At 46.8% G+C, this 18,185-nt stretch carries 17 protein-coding genes and 1 pseudogene; 5 read left to right on the top strand and 13 right to left on the bottom strand.

The window, feature by feature from the left end; translation table 11 throughout:
- Positions 1-120: 120 nt before the first annotated feature.
- From ACYVGR_RS16955 to ACYVGR_RS16945, 3 genes are all read right to left on the bottom strand, one after another.
- A complete protein-coding gene (locus tag ACYVGR_RS16955) occupies positions 121-999 on the bottom strand; it encodes a porin family protein (RefSeq protein WP_460958756.1) in 879 nt (292 codons plus the stop codon).
- Between the two features lie 190 nt (positions 1,000-1,189).
- On the bottom strand, positions 1,190-2,848 hold the full coding sequence (pgi, locus tag ACYVGR_RS16950; protein WP_460958754.1) for a glucose-6-phosphate isomerase: 1,659 nt from the start codon (positions 2,846-2,848) through the stop codon (positions 1,190-1,192).
- A gap of 16 nt (positions 2,849-2,864) precedes the next feature.
- On the bottom strand, positions 2,865-3,017 hold the full coding sequence (locus tag ACYVGR_RS16945) for a hypothetical protein (RefSeq protein WP_460958752.1): 153 nt from the start codon (positions 3,015-3,017) through the stop codon (positions 2,865-2,867).
- A 37-nt stretch (positions 3,018-3,054) separates the two neighbouring features.
- Between ACYVGR_RS16945 and ACYVGR_RS16940 the strand changes: the two genes are divergently transcribed.
- Both ACYVGR_RS16940 and ACYVGR_RS16935 read left to right on the top strand, forming a co-directional pair.
- Positions 3,055-4,719: an ArnT family glycosyltransferase gene (locus ACYVGR_RS16940; RefSeq protein ID WP_460958750.1), complete on the top strand. Its 1,665-nt coding sequence runs from the start codon at positions 3,055-3,057 to the stop codon at positions 4,717-4,719.
- 50 nt (positions 4,720-4,769) lie between these two features.
- Positions 4,770-5,171 (top strand): hypothetical protein, encoded by a 402-nt coding sequence (locus ACYVGR_RS16935; protein ID WP_460958748.1) that lies wholly within the window; start codon positions 4,770-4,772, stop codon positions 5,169-5,171.
- Between the two features lie 36 nt (positions 5,172-5,207).
- Here ACYVGR_RS16935 and ACYVGR_RS16930 read toward each other — a convergent pair whose 3' ends face one another.
- From ACYVGR_RS16930 to ACYVGR_RS16910, 5 genes are all read right to left on the bottom strand, one after another.
- Entirely contained in the window at positions 5,208-6,638 is a 1,431-nt protein-coding gene (locus ACYVGR_RS16930; protein ID WP_460958746.1) for an adenosine deaminase, read from the bottom strand.
- Positions 6,639-6,862: 224 nt separating this feature from the next.
- Entirely contained in the window at positions 6,863-7,807 is a 945-nt protein-coding gene (locus ACYVGR_RS16925; protein WP_460958744.1) for a metallophosphoesterase family protein, read from the bottom strand.
- A gap of 13 nt (positions 7,808-7,820) precedes the next feature.
- Positions 7,821-8,609 (bottom strand): phosphorylase family protein, encoded by a 789-nt coding sequence (locus tag ACYVGR_RS16920; protein WP_460958742.1) that lies wholly within the window; start codon positions 8,607-8,609, stop codon positions 7,821-7,823.
- Positions 8,610-8,782: 173 nt separating this feature from the next.
- The gene (locus tag ACYVGR_RS16915) at positions 8,783-9,121 is read right to left on the bottom strand and encodes a YrdB family protein (protein WP_460958740.1); all 339 of its coding nucleotides are present in this window, start codon (positions 9,119-9,121) and stop codon (positions 8,783-8,785) included.
- 32 nt (positions 9,122-9,153) lie between these two features.
- Positions 9,154-10,302, bottom strand: coding sequence for an acetamidase/formamidase family protein (locus ACYVGR_RS16910; RefSeq protein WP_460958738.1), 1,149 nt, complete (start codon positions 10,300-10,302; stop codon positions 9,154-9,156).
- Between the two features lie 163 nt (positions 10,303-10,465).
- On the opposite strand from ACYVGR_RS16910, the gene ACYVGR_RS16905 reads away from it, so the two are divergent.
- Complete coding sequence (locus ACYVGR_RS16905) at positions 10,466-11,923, top strand: MFS transporter (RefSeq protein ID WP_460958736.1); 1,458 nt, start codon at positions 10,466-10,468, stop codon at positions 11,921-11,923.
- Between the two features lie 93 nt (positions 11,924-12,016).
- Here the strand turns inward: ACYVGR_RS16905 and ACYVGR_RS16900 are convergent, their stop codons facing one another.
- Positions 12,017-12,418 (bottom strand): Dabb family protein, encoded by a 402-nt coding sequence (locus ACYVGR_RS16900; RefSeq protein ID WP_460958734.1) that lies wholly within the window; start codon positions 12,416-12,418, stop codon positions 12,017-12,019.
- Between the two features lie 252 nt (positions 12,419-12,670).
- On the opposite strand from ACYVGR_RS16900, the gene ACYVGR_RS16895 reads away from it, so the two are divergent.
- Positions 12,671-13,444, top strand: a complete 774-nt coding sequence (locus tag ACYVGR_RS16895) for a M48 family metallopeptidase (protein WP_460958733.1) — start codon at positions 12,671-12,673, stop codon at positions 13,442-13,444.
- A 77-nt stretch (positions 13,445-13,521) separates the two neighbouring features.
- Positions 13,522-14,241, top strand: coding sequence for a Bax inhibitor-1/YccA family protein (locus ACYVGR_RS16890; RefSeq protein ID WP_460958732.1), 720 nt, complete (start codon positions 13,522-13,524; stop codon positions 14,239-14,241).
- Between the two features lie 85 nt (positions 14,242-14,326).
- On the opposite strand, the gene ACYVGR_RS16885 is transcribed toward ACYVGR_RS16890, so the two are convergent.
- The 4 genes and pseudogenes from ACYVGR_RS16885 to ACYVGR_RS16870 form a co-directional block, all read right to left on the bottom strand.
- Positions 14,327-14,626 carry a DUF2442 domain-containing protein gene (locus ACYVGR_RS16885; RefSeq protein WP_460958731.1) on the bottom strand — a complete coding sequence of 100 codons (300 nt, stop codon included), beginning with the start codon at positions 14,624-14,626 and terminating at the stop codon, positions 14,327-14,329.
- Entirely contained in the window at positions 14,626-14,889 is a 264-nt protein-coding gene (locus ACYVGR_RS16880; protein ID WP_460958729.1) for a DUF4160 domain-containing protein, read from the bottom strand. The genes ACYVGR_RS16885 and ACYVGR_RS16880 overlap by 1 nt, the downstream gene beginning before the upstream one ends.
- 93 nt (positions 14,890-14,982) lie before the next feature.
- The gene (gene clpB, locus ACYVGR_RS16875) at positions 14,983-17,607 is read right to left on the bottom strand and encodes an ATP-dependent chaperone ClpB (protein WP_460958727.1); all 2,625 of its coding nucleotides are present in this window, start codon (positions 17,605-17,607) and stop codon (positions 14,983-14,985) included.
- 286 nt (positions 17,608-17,893) lie between these two features.
- Positions 17,894-18,082, bottom strand: a pseudogene (locus tag ACYVGR_RS16870) (IS200/IS605 family transposase); the annotation flags it as partial.
- Between the last annotated feature and the right edge of the window lie 103 nt (positions 18,083-18,185).

The raw sequence follows: 18,185 nt of genomic DNA, 5'->3' as shown, positions 1-18,185 counted from the left end.
TGGTTGATGTATCCATAAAATAAGCTGAGGGATGTGTCAACCTATTTCAGGACGAGTCACTGGTTATAAAAAAGCCGCCTTCGTTGAAAGGCGGCTTTTCTTTACAGCGCTGAGCCAGCTTTAGAATTTAAATCCTACACTAGCACTCAGGATACGACGTTGCGAACCGGCAAAACCGGTTGAGGTTGTGTTACCATTGGTTGGGTTTTTGATCGAATCGCTTAAGCCATAATGGTAAGTCAAGTCGATCAGCAGCGGGCCAATATCAAAACCTAACTGACCCAGACCATTGAAGGTACCACTTTTAATTTCGGCATTGGTTAGGTTGAAATTACCGCTGCTGGAGTTAATCCGATTGGCATATTCAAGACCAACCTGCAACCGAATGGCCGAAATACCCCGATCTGATTCAAGTAGTTTGTAGCCGATATAAACCGGGATTTGAACGTACTGGATATTGATCTGATCCTGAATTTGGCTGGCTGTCTGACCATCTCCTCTCGTGAAATAGTTTGAGCTAGAGGCAAAATATTCGGCCCCTAATTGACCAAACAAACGGCCACCACCACGCACGAAGAAACCAGCCTGATAACCCAAACGTCCCGAAATATCACCACCCGTCGTTTCACCTTTCAGTTTCGTTGAGTTCAGACCGGCATAAATACCAAAGACGAAGTTTTTGTAATCTTTCGCTTTGGTGCGTTCTGGACGATCTGTGGTTGAATAGGTTTCCGTTGAAACAGTCGTTGTTGTGCCATCTGTAGGATTGGCCATGCTGTTCGTTGAATAGGTACTATTCGGCGTAGATGAGTTGCTATTCATGGAGTTGTTGTCCATCATCGAGCTACTGTTCATCGAGTTCGTGCTATCAGTCGTAACTGGCGATGTGTACGTAGGGCTTGTCGTAGTCGTGGTTGTTGAATACGTGGTTGTGGTTTGGGCATTCACGAACCCGATACCACACAGGCAGGCTGCCAGGAGGGAAAATTGCTTTTTCATAATTTGTTCTCTCGTTGAGTGTATAAATAAAAAAGGGTGTAACCGAAATTACACCCCATTAACAGGCCGTTACCGAGCAATGTTTTGAACTATTTCAATTTTAATACACGAAGAGTTACAAACCGCTCAGTACGAATAAATTGTGATTGCCTTAAATTTTCGTCAATCCTATGAGCCAGATTCATGAAAATTACTTGGCGCGCATGGCTTTAAAGGCATTCATTAAGCCATTGGTTGAGCTATCGTGTGAGCTGATGGGCTCGTCATTTTGCAATTCAGGCAGGATTCGGCTGGCCAGTTGTTTTCCCAGTTCAACACCCCACTGATCGAAGCTAAAAATGTCCCAAATAACGCCCTGTGTGAATATTTTGTGCTCATACATGGCGATTAGGCTGCCGAGCGTGTAAGGCGTCAGTTTCTTGAACAGAATAGAATTCGTAGGGCGGTTTCCCGAGAACATCTTGAATGGGGTCAGTGCTTTGATTTCCTCTTCGCTTTTGCCCGTTTTGCGGAGTTCTTCGGCTGCTTCGCCTTCCGTTTTGCCGTTCATAAGCGCTTCGGTTTGCGCAAAATAATTGGCCATTAAAATTTTATGATGCTCGCCGATGGGCCGTTGGCTCACGGCTGGTGCCAGAAAATCGCAAGGAATTAATTTAGTACCCTGGTGAATGAGCTGGTAAAACGCGTGCTGACCGTTGGTTCCGGGTTCGCCCCAAATAATTGGACCTGTCTGATAATCAACAGGATGGCCAGCCCGATCAACCGATTTGCCGTTACTTTCCATGTCGCCTTGCTGGAAATAAGCCGCGAACCGGTGCATGTATTGGTCGTAGGGCAGAATGGCTTCGGTTTGTGCGCCAAAGAAATTGTTGTACCAGATACCCACTAGCCCTAAAATAACGGGCAGGTTCTGGTCGAGGGGAGTGTCGTGGAAATGGAGGTCCATTGCATGAGCGCCATCCAGCAGTTCTTCAAACTTGTCGAAACCGACATAAAGCGCAATGGATAAACCAATGGCCGACCACAGCGAATAACGACCACCAACCCAATCCCAGAAACCGAACATATTGTCAGGGTCGATACCGAATTTCTCGACATCTTTCTGGTTGGTTGACAGGGCTGCAAAGTGTTTCGCAATGGCTGCTTCATCTTTGGCGGCCTCTAAAAACCACTGACGCGCCGTTTGGGCATTGGTCATGGTTTCCTGCGTGGTAAACGTTTTCGAGGCAATCAGGAACAGCGTCGTTTCGGGCTTGACCGTTTGCAGCGTTTCGTAGATGTGTACGCCATCGACATTCGAAACGAAATGCACCCGCAGTTTTTTATCGTCGGCATACGGCTTCAGCGCTTCGGTCACCATAACCGGGCCAAGGTCCGACCCCCCGATACCAATGTTTACGACGTCGGTAATGGCTTCGCCCGTGTAGCCTTTCCATTCGCCCGACCGAATCCGCTCGGTAAAGGATTTCATGTGATCCAGCACTGCATTGACATCTGGCATAACATCGGCACCATCCACCAGGATAGGCGTGTTGGAGCGATTGCGCAGGGCAACGTGTAATACGGCACGGTCTTCGGTTCGGTTGATCTTATCGCCCGAGAACATTTTCTTGATGGCACTTTTTAACTCAGCCTGTTCGGCGAGTTGTACGAGTAGGCTCAACGTTTCGGCGGTGATGCGGTTTTTCGAGAAATCGAGCAGAATATCCTCAAACTGACGGCTGAACGTATTAAACCGCTCTGGGTCTTCGGCAAACAAATCACGCAGATGGCGATTTTTCAGACCCTCATAATGAGCTTGCAGTTGGGCATAAGCCGGTAAGTCGGTAAATCGATGGTTGGCGAGCATAAGGAGGTTTTACGTTTCAGGTTCTGCGTTTCAGGTTAGTTGCTTCCAGCGTTACTGACGTGTCAGCTGACCTGGAACTTGGAGCCTGAAACTCGAAACTCATTTCACTGGCGCGAATATCGTGAATCCCGACAATCTTTTTTCGGCTATTTTTACGCGCCTTTTCCATTCGGGATCGTTGTTTTTTGACATCAATATACCCATCAATGAATCAAAAGCTTTTCTACTCGCTGGTACTGGTCGGTTTAGGGGCCTTATTTTTTATCCCATTCCTGGGGGGCGTCCGACTGTTTGACTGGGATGAGATCAACTTCGCCGAATGCGCCCGCGAGATGATTGTGCTGGGCGACTATCTGCACGTTCACATTGATTTTAAGCCGTTTTACGAAAAACCGCCCTTGTTTTTCTGGCTCCAGTCGATGATGATGAATGTCTTCGGGATCAACGAGTTTTCGGCCCGTTTACCGAATGCAATCTGCGGGATCATTACGCTGGTTTATCTCTATCATATCGGCAAAAAACTACATGGGCATCGGTTTGGGTTCTTGTGGGCGCTAGCCTATTTAGGGTCCGTATTACCGCATCTTTATTTTCGATCGGGGATCATCGACCCATTTTTTAATCTGTTTATTTTCGTTAGCTTGGTCAATGTGATTTTTGCTTCCTGGAAGCGCGAGCGACTAGGCGGAGCCATGACCGTACCCAAAAGCGAATGGACCTATATTTTGCTGGGGGGAGTCGTACTGGGCCTGGCCATTCTGACCAAAGGCCCCGTGGCTTATCTGATTGTGGGCTTAGTGTTGTTTACGTATTGGATGTTGAATCGTTTCCGGTGGTTCATTACTCCGCTGCAATTTCTGGCGTTTACGGCAGCGGCCTCGGTGGGTTCATTGCTTTGGTATGGCCTCGATATTTACCTGAATGGCCCAACCCTGGTACGCGAATTTATCGCCTATAGCATCCGGTTGTTCAGTACGCCCGATGCGGGGCACGTTGGCTTTCCGGGCTACCACATTATTATCCTGTTAGTTGGTTGTTTCCCTGCGTCGATTTTCGGTATTCGGGCGTTTGGGTCCCTGTTTATCGAGCGAAATTACCAACGCGAGTTTCGGCGTTGGATGTTGATTCTGTTCTGGGTAGTTCTGATTCTGTTCAGTATTGTTCAATCGAAAATCGTCCATTATTCGTCGCTTTGCTATTTCCCACTGACGTACTTCGCTGCGCTGACACTCCTACAACTAGAAGAACGTAAAATTCAGTTTAACAACTGGATGCGGGCAGGTTTGCTGGTTATCGGTGGAGTTTATGTGGCCGCTATTGCGGGTCTGCCGTTTCTGGCCCGACGTATGGATATTGTGAAGGCTGCGGCCGATCAGGATGCGTTCACCCAGGGGAACCTGAACGCCAAAGTAGAGTGGACCGGCTGGGAAGCATTTCCGGGTGTATGGCTACTGATTATTATTGCACTGGCACTGATCTGGTATAATCAGCGCGAAATGGCCCGTGCGTCGGTGACGCTTTTCATTGGTGTAGCGATGTTCGTAACGTTCACGCTCTGGCTATTCATTGGTCGTATTGAAGGAATTTCGCAGGATGCTGCCATGCGATTTTTTGAGCGGGCTCAAGGGCAAAATGTATACGTGAAAACGTATGGTTATCATAGCTACGGCCCCTTTTTCTATACGCGAAAACAACCGGTCACGAATCCTAATGAATACAACCTGGATTGGTTACTAAAAGGCAAAATCGACAAAGACGTATTATTCATTCGCCATGCTTCTGAGGAGCCAACCCTGCTCGATTCGCTTCCTGATGTTCGGAAAACGGGCGAAGAAAATGGGTTCGTTTTTTATCGGCGAAAGGCAAAGTAAGTAAATGTTCAGATTTAAAACCGTTGGCGAAATTGGGTAGTTATAACAGCATGACTACTTCTCACAGAGCCTCGAAAACGGCTGGAGCGTTTGTGCTTTTCTGGCTGGTATTTGCATGTATATCCTGTAATAAAGGCAGTTTGCCGAGTTCTGGACCTCAGAAAAAGTTGCGTGTTTCTGTTGGCGAGATCAAAGAAGTATCCTTATCTACTGAGAGTGATGGCGATGCGGAGTTAATTGGCACATCTGATAACCAGGAAGTCGTAGAAGTTTCCCGACCCCAACTTGCGCCAGCGGTCGATACGCTTACTCACAAAAAATCCCCAATGGTTTTTCAGATAAAAGGGGTGACGGTAGGTACTGCCAACGTAATCTTCACGACGAAACCGTTGAATCAGGCAGGCAGCGGCAAAACCATCCAGACGTATGTAGTTCAGGTAACGGCGAAGTAAAAGTGGGTTTCGATAGCCGTAAAATTTATAACAACCTTATCGCTGAATGCTCAAAATTGCCTTTTCGAATTTGGTAAATCGCTGCGTCAAGTCTGCGTGAAGTGCTTTTTTTACGGCTTCTTCTTTTATGAAACTATACTCAATACTATCGAAGACGAATTTTTTAATGTTTTCGTACGAAATATGTTTATATCGTTTTGCCAGAAGAACAAACTGATCGGTCAGGTTAGTCCGTAATACACCAGCATCATCGGAACAAATAACCATAGGGACATTAAACTCTTTGTATAAACTAATTGGGTGTTTATCGTCCTTTACTTTTAAAATAAATTCGTTACTGAATAGATTTATTTCTACGGCTACTTTCTGCTTACTCATATACCGTAAAAGATCATAACAATTGACTTCGTGTGCGATGTCGACGCCATGCCCAATTCGATTAGCGCCAGCTAAGTAAACGGCAGCATTAATATGCCAGGTTAATTCTTCGGGTTTTACTAACCCTAGCGTCAACTCACCCGCATGTAGGGCGCATTTTATGTTTGGGTATTTAGAGTGGCAGTAGTTGAACATAACCATATGCAGCCAATAATCTTTTAAGGCTATTTCATTATCTTCTGGAGCGGCAATATTAACACCTACAACCAGCGGACTAGCGGCCGCCGATTCGAAGGCAACGATCATACTTTTAAAGGCGTCAAGGGGCTCAACGGTACGGACAACATAGCTCTGATACCGCATCGTAAACTGGGAGTCGTCGATTTTTAGCTCGTTGTGTAATTTTGTAAGTGGTTGGTTAATAACGTTAGTTGCGCATTCGCGTATGCCTTTCGTTTGTAGCTGCGTATACAGTGAATCCAGTAATCGTAAACAGGAAACGGTATCTTTTTTAGCCTGGTAGTTTCTGAGTGCCGTTGTTGAACTTGCCAGATCGCTCAGATTTATTGGACAGGGAGCATAGGCAAAAAGCGTTTCTATGTAACTGACATTTTCTTTTTTCGCGCGGTTTTTAAGTTCCAATAAGCCTTTATCTACTTCGGCTCGACTAACAGGGCCAAAATAAGAGAATGTCTCAAAAAATAATTTGTCGGATGGATAGTCAATATGATTGTAATCTTTGATAGACCATTTCTGAAATAACTTCTGTTTGTATTCGGGTAATGTACCCTCCGCCTTTAATTCAGATAATCGAATCCAGTCATCTCCTGCTGGTTTTTGTTCGGAAATTTTTATCGTTTTCTTGTTGATAAAATAATCTTTAGAAATAGCATAATCAATATACGATTCAGCATAAATAGAGCCATTGTAATGATGATGTAAATCGCCACCTTTGGGCATTTGTGTGAAAAAAGCCGTTAAGGAAGCTTCATCATTTCTGATTCGCTCAAAATAAGTAGTTACAGATTGACAAAAGGAAAAGTTGATTTTGAGAAACAATAAGAAAGTGACGAGTATTCGTGTGGCCATAACTGAATTTTAGTTTATTAGGCTATTTCATTACTAGCTTACTTTTGTCATTCCGACGCAGGAGGAATCTCAAGTCTCGTGTTAGGCAAGCTTGAGATTCCTCCTGCGTCGGAATGACAAAAACTATACAATTTAATAGAACATAGGAAATCTCAGCGGTTTCCAAGTCGAACTTGACTTTCCTGTAGTATTACAATAATGTCGAGTCAGGATCATGTAACTTTTTAATGAGGAGCCTTTGTATAGTCGTACCAATAGTGTTGTGTTCGCCCATCTTCGTAAAGGTCGAGTATGGTCACTATCGGCTCAAATTCCTGAAATGGCCCTATCCATCGTCGACCTGCTATTGATCCGTTGCACAGGTACTTTATACCAAGATACGTTAATTCTTCCTGCATGTGAAGGTGGCCGCTGATGCAGAGCTTAATTTGAGGATGCTGCTTAAATAAGTCTTTTAGCTGAAGCGAATCGGTGTGGGTGAGCAGGCTGGCGGGTATCTGATTACCGGCTCTTGTTTCGAACCGGAAGAATTGATAACAAGCCGACAAAATGGGAATGTGCGATAAAATGCAGATCGGCCGGTTCGTACTCGCTAAATCTTTAGCCAGCCACGTCATTTGCTGATCATCTAAACGGCCAGCCAGGCCAAGTTCTGGATCGGCCGGATTTGGGGTCTGGTAGATGCTGTCTAAAACGATGAAATGCCAGCCCTGGCGGTCAAAACTATAATAACGTTCTGACATGCCTAATTCATCAAGCGCCCATTTTTTGCCGTAAAGAGGATCGTTTTTTAACGTGTCGTTAGGCATAAACCACCCAAATACGTCGTGATTGCCAATTGCACTCATGACGGGTATATTATTTTCCTGACGAAGAACCGAGTGCCACAATTGCCATTGGGCTTTCACGTCGGCCTTATCTGTTTCTAACGCATCGAGGATGCAGTCGCCACCGTTCAGAATAAGTTCGGGTTTGTCGGATAGTGAATTGATAAATTGCAGCGCTTTGGCAAAGCCCTGAGCTGATCGATTTCCGGGACTGATATGTATATCTGTGATATGAGCAATCCGAATAGCGCGTTTTGCCTGCGTATTCCCTTGTGGAATTGCTTGATGGTCAGGAAGCAAAGAAGCAGCAAGTCCAGTAGTTAAAAACGTACGTCGTTTCATTCGGGTAGGTGCGCTATAGTTCGGGCAAAAGCGTTTCTACCAGGTAGGTGACCAGGTCGTCGTGTGGCTGCCGGGCATCGCTGGTGATGGTTTCCATGAGGTCACTTTCTCCGCTTGTACCTTCTTTGCTCACTGCATCCGTAACCGTTCCGACATACACATACCGAACGCTCAGCCCCGACTCTTTGGCGCACAAGGGTGCTACACCATAGATCGATATCGTATCCATATTAACCACGCTGCATCCGTGGGCTTTCATAGCCAGAATGGTTGCTGGATATTCCCGGTACAAACTGTTGGAACACCAGACGGTATAGTGAGGCCAATCTAATTCTTCGACGGCTGTCAGCGTACTTAGGATCTGGTATAAACTAGTTTCGGGGTGCGTCAATTCGAAAGCACCAACGCCATAATGCTGACCGAGGGGTAAATCGGACATGGCGGCAGACGCAATAAATCGCTGCCCCATAGGTGCGCCATTGAAGGCGCCTACGTACCCGACGCCAATAATCGTGCTAATGCCATAATAAACTAATTCCTCCACGGTAGTCGAGCCTACTTCAAAACCGTAAACCTCGCTAATAACAAGAAAGGAAATACCCTGATAGATACACAAACGAACTTCACTACAGGGTGAATGCAGAAAATAACGCTCCGACGAGACTTCAACTACATAAGGCTCAAACCCGGCGGGGAAAGGTGTGAAGCAAATAAAGGCAGTCTGCGCTGCTGCCCAGCGAGGAGGTAATTGCTTATTATTAAACAGTAATCCGGGAGTGAGATGCGGGGTTGTCGTAGTCATGAAGTCGAAATGCCGGTTGAGCTTATACTAGAAACCACAAAGGTTATGAAAACAGGGTAACTTAGGAAGTGCGCTGCATTAACTATGTATCAACAAGTAAGCAGTGAAATATATAGAATATGTACCTACGGGCTTCAGCCTGGGTATGAGTCGAACTAAAACATAAACTCAATTTACTGCTTGATAACCAACGCTGTTACTACGCTTAGTAAAGCAGTGATGCCAAGAATAATGGCTAAACGAGGCTGACCAGTTCGGTAAAGGAGAAAAAAGGAAATTCCAAAAAGAGTCAGGGCAAATAACGAACGATAAACTGGTTCCAAACGATGAGCAGATCGTGGGGCGGCAAAGATTCCCCACAGAATTGCTGCCATCAATGGGAGCCCAATAGCCAGCAAATACTTGCCATACGAATGCTGACTACTATGGAAACCCGCATAGCCAAAAGAGCCTAACATACTTAGTTCCAACAGAAAATAAACGGTCTGATTAAGCCCTTTTAGCCATTGCATAGGATGAGTTGGTTAAATGGTCTAATTAGCTACTATGCCCAATATGCAAATTTCTTCTTCGTGAAAATCGATTTAGGAATCATGGCGTGAACCCCCAGTGTCTGGTCAACAACCTGACTAACTTCAAAATCGACGGCTGTACTGGCAATTGACAAAGCCTCGTTGAAGGTAAAACCTAGTTCATCTTTAATGAAGGCGCAGGCTTCGGAAAGGGCATTTTTCATCGCCTTGTTCAGGTCTTTGTCCAGCCCAACGGCTATAAAATGGGTTGGTGTTTCGGCACGAGGCACCTTTAGCGTTTTTCCTTTGTGCACAATGAATTTGACGGTGAGGTTAATGGCTGTTTCAATAGCAACACCACTCACTTCGCCATTACCTTGCGCACCGTGACCATCACCTGTTGTAAAAAGTCCACCAGGCACCGAAACGGGCAAGTATAGGGTTGAGCCTTTTGTTAAGTGCTTAATATCCAGATTGCCACCGTAAAAATTAGGTGGAATCGAACTCTGGTGGCCCATATCGGCGGGTGGCGATAACGCCATGACTCCCATAAACGGCTTTAGCGGAATCTCGATGCCTTCTTTGAGTGAAGCCGTTTTGCGTTTCATATCGTATCGATATACAAACGTTTCGCGGGTTTTCACCTCATCGGGAATACCACCGCCACCCGGCCAAACGCTGTTGACACCAAAAGGGGCCGGAAATGTTAGATCAAGAATGCGGATTTCGAGGCTGTCGCCAGGTTCAGCGCCCTCAATGTAGACTGGCCCTGTTAACATGTGTCCGCGAATACCGGATGGTTCGGGCTTTACATTTTTCAGGATCGCAATCACCTCCTGCGCATGTTGATCGAGCGGAAGCTTATTTTTGGTATAAAACTCTTCGGGATTGGCTCGACTTACCCCTGATGGATTGACGGTCTGGATTTCAACAACGTCGCCGTCTTTTACTTTAGCTACGGGGGGGACATCGGCCCCATAATAGCCCCAAACCATATTTTCGGGTAACGACCGTACCACATGATCGGGCTTGATGGCTGCTGCCTGACTGGATAGCGTTTCTGACTGTTTTTCCTCAGATGCGGTTTGCGTAAAAGGTGTAATTGCTAAGCCACTGGTTGAGAGAATGGCCAACCCGTTTTGGGTTGTTTTGCGTAAAAAAGTTCGTCTGGAAGTGTGCATGAGGTTGTATGATTGAGCTTGCTAAACGGATAAGCGTAGTAAGATACTAAATCAATGGAAAATTAATCCCGATCAGGCCCGTTGTTAGCCTACTAGACGCTAGATTGCCCTAAACAACCCCACTGTTTAGCCAGTTAGGTTGCAGAAATAACCTGATTTCCCTGTGTCCGTATCGCCCGCTCCAACAACCACTGCATCGTCGCCCAATAAATGGATTATTCTAGGTACGATTATGTTCGGCACCTTCATGTCGACGCTTGATAGTAGTATTGTCAACATTGCCTTACCGACCATTCGGCGAGAATTAGGAGCGGGCGATAATGTAGAATGGATCGTACTCTGTTATCTGCTCACAACGACGAGTACGCTGCTTATTATGGGCAAATTATCCGACTGGGTAGGGCGCCGACAGTTGTATATCACGGGCTTCTGCGTGTTTGTACTAGGCTCCTTACTATGCGGACTAGCCTGGAACCTCTGGTCGCTGGTTGGATTCAGAGTATTACAGGGGTTGGGTGCTTCCATGATTTACGCCATTGGTCCGGCCATTATTGGCGATGCCTTCGCTCCGCAGGAACGGGGGCAGGCGCTTGGTTTAATGGGTTCGGTAGTGGCTGCAGGTTCCAGCGCCGGGCCCGTTATTGGCGGTTTGTTACTCGGCAAATTCGGCTGGTCCAGTATTTTCTTCGTGAACGTGCCCATCGGCTTAATGGCCATCTGGCGGGCCTGGACCATTTTGCCCGAAAGTCCGAAAGTAACTAACCAACGATTTGATCTGGTAGGAGCGGGGCTATTCTTGATTGGCGTAACTACCTTATTAACCGGACTAGATTTCGGACCCGAACCTGATTACGGCTGGAATGATAGCCTCGTGATCGGATTACTTTCCGTTGGCGGTGTGCTATTGCTGGCGTTTCTCTTCTGGGAAATGCGGGTTAGTGACCCGATGCTCCGATTGAGTCTGTTTCAGATTCGACCCTATACGTCTGCAATTCTGGCTGCTTTTTGCGGATTTGTTGCCTCGGGCGGAAACCTGTTTGTCATCCCCTTCTTTCTGCAGCAATTACTGGGCTTAAATCCCGAACGAGCGGGTTTGGTGTTGTTAGCCGGACCATTAACCCTGAGTATCGTTGCGCCTTTGGGTGGGTATTTGTCCAGTCGGATCAGTACACGCTGGTTGTCCAGCATCGGGTTACTGATTACGGCCTGTGGTTATTTTGCCTTTTCGTTTCTGAATACCAGTTGGGACTGGAAGGAGGTGATCTGGCGAAGTTCGCTGGTCAGCCTGGGGTTTGGTTTGTTTCAGTCGCCAAATAGCAGTAGTGCCCTGAATGCGGCCCCACTTTCGCAGCGGGGTATTGCCAGTAGCATGATTGCGTTTATGCGCAATCTGGGTTTTGTCGTCGGTATTGCGCTAGCCGCTGCCGTTTGGTACAGTACCCGAAATCATTATGGAATTGAGCACCAGGTGACACCCGAAACGCCTGCTGCGCAACTACTTGGCATGCATTACGCCTATCTGGTCATGGCGGGGCTTGTGCTAACAGGAGCTATTATTTCATTCACACGAGGGAAAGCCACACAGACATCCCCGCCTGTTGCGGTTGTTCCAGAAACGTAGCGTGGACTTCCAGTCCGCGTAGCCATAAGCTAAGTTGTAGCTAAACGATATTAGCCTACGGCTACGCGGACTGGAAGTCCACGCTACTGCATTCTATCGTTTTGGCCCGACGGAGTCGTAAATGACTACTTTCTCCCACAGGTGCGCATAATTGTTGCGGAAGTCGTCGTGAATAGGGTGTTTTTGGTAGGCTTCCTCATCGGCAGGGCTGTCGAAAAAGCACAGCCAGGAGTAGGTGTACTTGCGCTCGATGACATCGCGGGTGGTGCCTGCGGGTGTGCCAATGTGTACCAGTTTGATGGTAGGGCATTTGGCCAGTTTGTTTAAGCCTTCCAGCAGTTTGGCTTTATCGGCTTCATTACCCGCATTTTTCAGGTAGAAGAAAACGTGGTGAACAAACATTTCTTTAGGGGCTGATTCAATGACTGGCAACCCGGCACCCAGCCCGGCCGCAACGCTATTTTTAACAAAACTTCTCCGTGATTGCTCGCTCATTGGGCGTTCTCGTTTTCAGGTTCGTAAGAAATCAAGTTCCTTTTAAAGGCAAAAATGCCAAACGATTCGTCGTCAGGCAAATCTGAACGCAAAGAAGAAATTCTTTGAAGCATAATTCATTATCTAACCAAGCTTAGGACACTATCCAGGAGTTGCCTTTTAATCATCTGGTAAACTTTTAGTCGTTTTAATAGTCAATACATGTAATTTATTGCCAAACCATTCGTGCAGATTTACTAAATGATTCAACTTATGAAACGTGTCATAGTCATCGTATTGGCGCTTCTCGGCTTTCACGAAGGAAGCCAGGCCCAGATCAAAATCAATTCTAACCTCATGCAGGCGCTTATGGAAGCCGTGGGCTCCGCGACTATATCTGATGCGCAGGTTGCCGAGCTTTCGCGCCAGGCCATTGTTGAGATGGACGCCAAAAATCCGGTAGCTGCGGCTAATGACCCCTATACCGTACGACTGAATAAGATTGTTAGTCGCCATCATACCATTAGTGGCATACCCGTCAATTACAAGGTGTACAAAGTAGCTGATGTAAACGCCTTTGCTACAGCTGATGGGAGTGTTCGTGTCTTTAAGGGGCTTATGGATATCATGACCGATAATGAACTTCTGGCTGTTATGGGGCATGAAATCGGTCACGTAGTGAACCACGACACGCGCGACGCGATGAAACGATCGCTGCAACGTTCGGCCATTCGAGATGCTGTTGGTTCAACATCGGGTAAATTAGGCGAACTGTCCCGGTCGCAATTGGGCGATATCGCAGATGGTCTACTAGGCGCAAAATTTAGTCGCCAGCAAGAGACCGAAGCAGACGATTACAGCTATGGATTCCTGAAACGTTATGGTTACAATGTGTTGGCATTGGCTACTTCATTTGAGAAATTAGCTAAGCTAAGCGGTGGAGGCCAAGGTGGTAAAGTTGCAACAATTTTGTCGTCGCACCCCGATAGTCAGTCCCGTGCACAACGAGTGCGAGACCGGGCTCGCCGGGATGGGCTATTGCGGTAGAAAGGAAGGTCATTTTGAGTGGGTTGCATCTGTTTCGGTATTTAGCGTTCTTTCGGACGAAAAATCTATTTACTCCAATGGAATCACAATCTTACCCTGAACGACAACACCCTTTTCTAACAGCCGATCAGATAAAACGTGAGCAGGCTGCTTTTATGACCCAGGTTTACGGCTGGATGACCGTAGCCCTGCTTATTACGGCCTCTGTTTCGGTTTGGGTGGCCAGTACGCCTGCCTTGCTGAATATTATTTTTGGTAACCGACTGGTTTTCTATGTATTGCTCATTGGCGAAGTATTGCTGGTTATGTATTTATCGGCTGCTGTACAACGTGTATCGGCGCAGGCGGCAACCGCTATGTTTTTGGGCTATGCCGTTATGAATGGCCTTACGCTGGCGTCGATTTTTATGCTCTATACCGGCGGTTCAATCGCTTCTACGTTTTTCGTTACGGCAGGAACCTTCGGAGCCATGAGCGCTTTTGGGTACTTCACCAAGCGCGACCTGACCTCAATAGGTGGTTTTCTGATGATGGCCCTAATTGGGTTGATTATCGCTTCGCTCGTCAATCTATTCTGGCAGAACGAGACGCTGTACTGGATTGCTACCTATGCTGGTGTACTGATTTTCGTGGGCCTGACAGCCTACGACACGCAGAAGATCAAAGAAATGAACGTGATCGGGAATGCCGGTACCGACGAAGACCGCAAGGAAGCCATTATGGGTGCTCTACGGCTCTATCTGGATTTCATTAATATGTTTCTTTATCTGCTACGCCTATTCGGTCGTAGACGGTAGGAGGATGAAATTGTAAATGAAAAAGCACTCTCGTTTGGGAGTGCTTTTTTGTTGGGTAGGTGGGAGATTTCGATGATTCTATTTTTTAACTTACTAACCGGCTTCGTTCGTACATTACATCGGGGTCGAAATCCAATGGTGCGGGTTGCTGACTGCCGTCATAGTTAATCATGGTCAATAAGTTATCCCAATATAAAGTTCGGCCGTCAGTTTTTACCTGTTCAAATAATTGTTTGTCTAGCAGCCGATTAACGGGGCTATTGGGCTTCTTCGCCGACTCAGCCAGTAAGGGCTGCAAATCGACTTCTCGCACTTCGCCTGTACTCCATAAACAAGTGACCTTATAAGGGTCAACAGATAAAATCTGACGGATACGGGGAAGCATTACTGTAAGGGTTTGATTTTCTTAAAACTGCCTATTTCCTGTTGTAACAAATTGTAGTTCTCCATCAGTTCGTCGCGGTGTAGTTCTACCCATGCCTGAACTAAACGAGTTGGCTTTTTAGGCAAACTACCAATAATAATTTCACCAGTCTCGATGGCAAACATTGCTTCCTCCCCATTGTATTCGGCGTGGAAATGAGGAGGTAAATGGTCTTTAGCATACATGTAAATAATGATGCCAAAGAAGCGACTAATTTCAGGCATAGTGACGGTCTATTGTTAAGTAAAAGTAAATAAAAAGCCCGGCCACTTCGCAGTAACCGGGCCATGCACCACAGGCTTCTAAAAATCAATCAATTACAAATTTTCGATGTGCGTGTCCAGATTCGTAAAGGCAATCTCGCCGTCGTCGTTCAACTCCATCAGAACGACCGAATCTTTTTTGACTTCGTTCGCTAGAATGGCTTTCGAGAGCTCATTGAGGACTCGGCGTTGTAACACTCGTTTCAGCGGACGGGCGCCAAAGACAGGGTCGAATCCTTCTTCACCAATTTTGCTCAAGGCTTCGTCGGTGGCATCGAGTTGGATACCGTTTTCAGCCAAGCGTTGCTTGATGCCCCGGAACTGAATGTCCACAATCTTGCGAATGTTGGCTCTTGTCAGCGGTTCGAACATCACAATCTCATCGATCCGGTTGAGGAACTCAGGACGGATGGTTTGTTTTAGCAACTCCATCACGGCCGATTTCGCTTCTTCCAGTACCAGCGAGTGATTCCAACCTTCGTCCTCGGCAAATTTTTCCTGAATCAGGTGGCTACCGATGTTCGAAGTCATGATGATGATCGTGTTCTTGAAGTTGGCTACACGACCTTTGTTGTCAGTCAAACGGCCTTCGTCAAGTACTTGCAACAGAATGTTCCAGACATCGGGGTGTGCTTTTTCGATTTCGTCAAGCAGCACAACCGAGTAGGGTTTCCGGCGGACAGCTTCAGTTAACTGACCACCTTCGTCGTAGCCTACATAGCCCGGAGGGGCACCAATCAACCGGCTCACTGCGTGGCGTTCCTGGTACTCCGACATGTCGATTCGTACCATAGCGCTCTCATCGTTGAACAGATATTCGGCCAGTGTTCGGGCCACTTCGGTTTTACCAACCCCAGTGGTACCCAGGAAGATAAACGAACCAATGGGTCGTTGAGGGTCCTGCATACCAGCCCGGCTACGACGGACGGCATCGGCCACTACTTCAATGGCTTCGGCTTGTCCAGCTACACGTTTACCCAGTTCTTTTTCCAGGTTGAGGAGTTTCTCACGGTCGCTTTGCAGCATTTTCGAGACAGGTATACCCGTCCATTTGGCTACAACTTCGGCAATGTCCTCGGCAGTAACCTCTTCCTGCATCATCCGGTCCGATGAACCTTTATCAGCCCCTTCTTCAGCCAGGCTATTCAGCTTTGTTTCAATTTCAGGAATGCGCCCGTACCGAATTTCGGCTACTTTACCATAGTCGCCAGCGCGTTCAGCCTGATCAGCTTCCAGACGCAATTTGTCGAGTTGCTCCTTCAGTGTCCGACCTTCGTTGACCGATGCTTTTTCGGTTTCCCATTTGGCTTTCAGATCGTTCCGTTGTTCGCTCAAATCTTCGATCTGCTTATTCAGGACTGTTTCCTTTTCCTTATCGTTTTCGCGACGGATGGCTTCCCGTTCAATTTCCAACTGCATGATGCGTCGATTCAGCTCGTCGAGTTCTTCGGGAACTGAGTCCATCTCCAGCCGGAGTTTGGCAGCAGCCTCGTCCATTAAGTCAATGGCTTTGTCGGGCAGAAACCGATCGGTGATATAGCGTGTCGAGAGTTCGACGGCAGCAATAACTGCATCGTCTTTAATACGAACACCGTGGTGGAGTTCGTATTTTTCTTTGATACCACGCAGGATCGAAATGGCATCGGCCATGTCAGGTTCATCGACCATAACGGCCTGGAACCGACGTTCGAGCGCCTTATCTTTCTCGATATATTTCTGGTATTCTTTCAGCGTAGTTGCCCCAATCGTGTGCAGTTCACCACGCGACAAAGCAGGTTTCAAGAGGTTGGCCGCATCCATAGCACCTTCGCCACCAGCCCCCGCGCCAATAAGCGTATGAATTTCATCGATGAACAGGATAATCTGCCCATCCGAGTCCGTTACCTCTTTAATAACTGCTTTCAGCCGCTCCTCAAACTCACCTTTATACTTGGCACCTGCAATGAGCAAGCCCATGTCGAGCGAGACAATGGTTTTGGTTTTCAGGTTTTCAGGAACGTCGCCCGATACAATTCGCTGGGCCAGCCCTTCAACAATGGCCGTCTTACCAACGCCCGGTTCACCGAGCAGAATCGGGTTGTTTTTGGTACGGCGGCTCAGAATCTGCAGAACCCGCCGGATTTCTTCATCGCGGCCAATGACCGGGTCAATTTTGCCAGTACGAGCCCGCTCGTTTAGGTTAATACTGAATCGTTCTAAGGATTGATATTTCGCTTCTGCGTTTTGGTCTTTCACCGAGTTTCCTTTTCTAAGTTCGTTGATAGCCGCTTTCGTTTGTTTCTCGTTGAAACCGGCATCCTTCAATAACGTTGCAATTTGGTCTTTGCCCGCCATAAGTCCCAGCAACATTAGCTCAACGCTAACAAATTCGTCGCCGAACTCTTTGGTGTAATTGCTGGCTTTAGCCAGCGCTGCGGCTGTGTCGTTCCCTAAATATACGCTTCCGTTGCCTCCTGAAACCTTCGGATAGGTAGTCAGGATGGCTTCTAAAGCAGCATTGGTGTTCTGGAGGTTAACGCCCGTTTTCTTGGCAATGAACCCAACAACATTCTCATCTGCCGACAGTATAGCCTGTAGCAAATGACCTGTTTCTATACTTTGCTGGCCGTTGCCGAGGGCAATCTCCGATGCCTTCTGAACGACCTCCTGTGCTTTTATGGTGTAATTCTTAAAGTCCATGATTACTGAGAAGTTAAGAGAGTGGAAAGCAATAGGAAGAATGTCTTTTCTTCATCTTTATTCTTCCTATTGCTTTCTATAGTCTTAGTAACAAACTACGGGCCGGAGTAGTTTTCCGGACATTTTGGCGGGATTTGAGTGCATTTGTGTCTGTTTTAAGACAAAATGACAAGTAGTGTGGATGGTTAAGGGTTTGATGTCTTTAGTATGCTTTAGCTCCGCTAGGAGCGACCTGTCAATAGAAACTAATTGCCCCATATGGGGTTATAAAAAGAGTTAATTCTTACTACTCGTAGAAATCGAAAATATATTTTGGTTCATAGGGCACTTCGAAACGCTTTAAAAATGTCAAATACTCTTCTCTGAAAGTTCGTTTTCTATGATGTTCTTCCTGATTCAGTACATATTGAATCACATCTTTTACCTGCGATTGGCCATAGGTAAAAGCGCCATAACCTTCCTGCCAGGCAAACTTTTGAGACCATCCTTTCTCCTTAATGAAGCCTGATGAGGATGCCTGGGGTGGTCCTATTTAGCCGGACACTTCACTTTTGAGAGTTTGATAAAACAGTTTGGTA

The sequence above is a fragment of the Spirosoma litoris genome, from assembly GCF_054776755.1.
The sequence above is the reverse complement of the archived record's forward strand: the minus strand, read 5'-3'. Positions and strand labels throughout refer to the sequence as shown.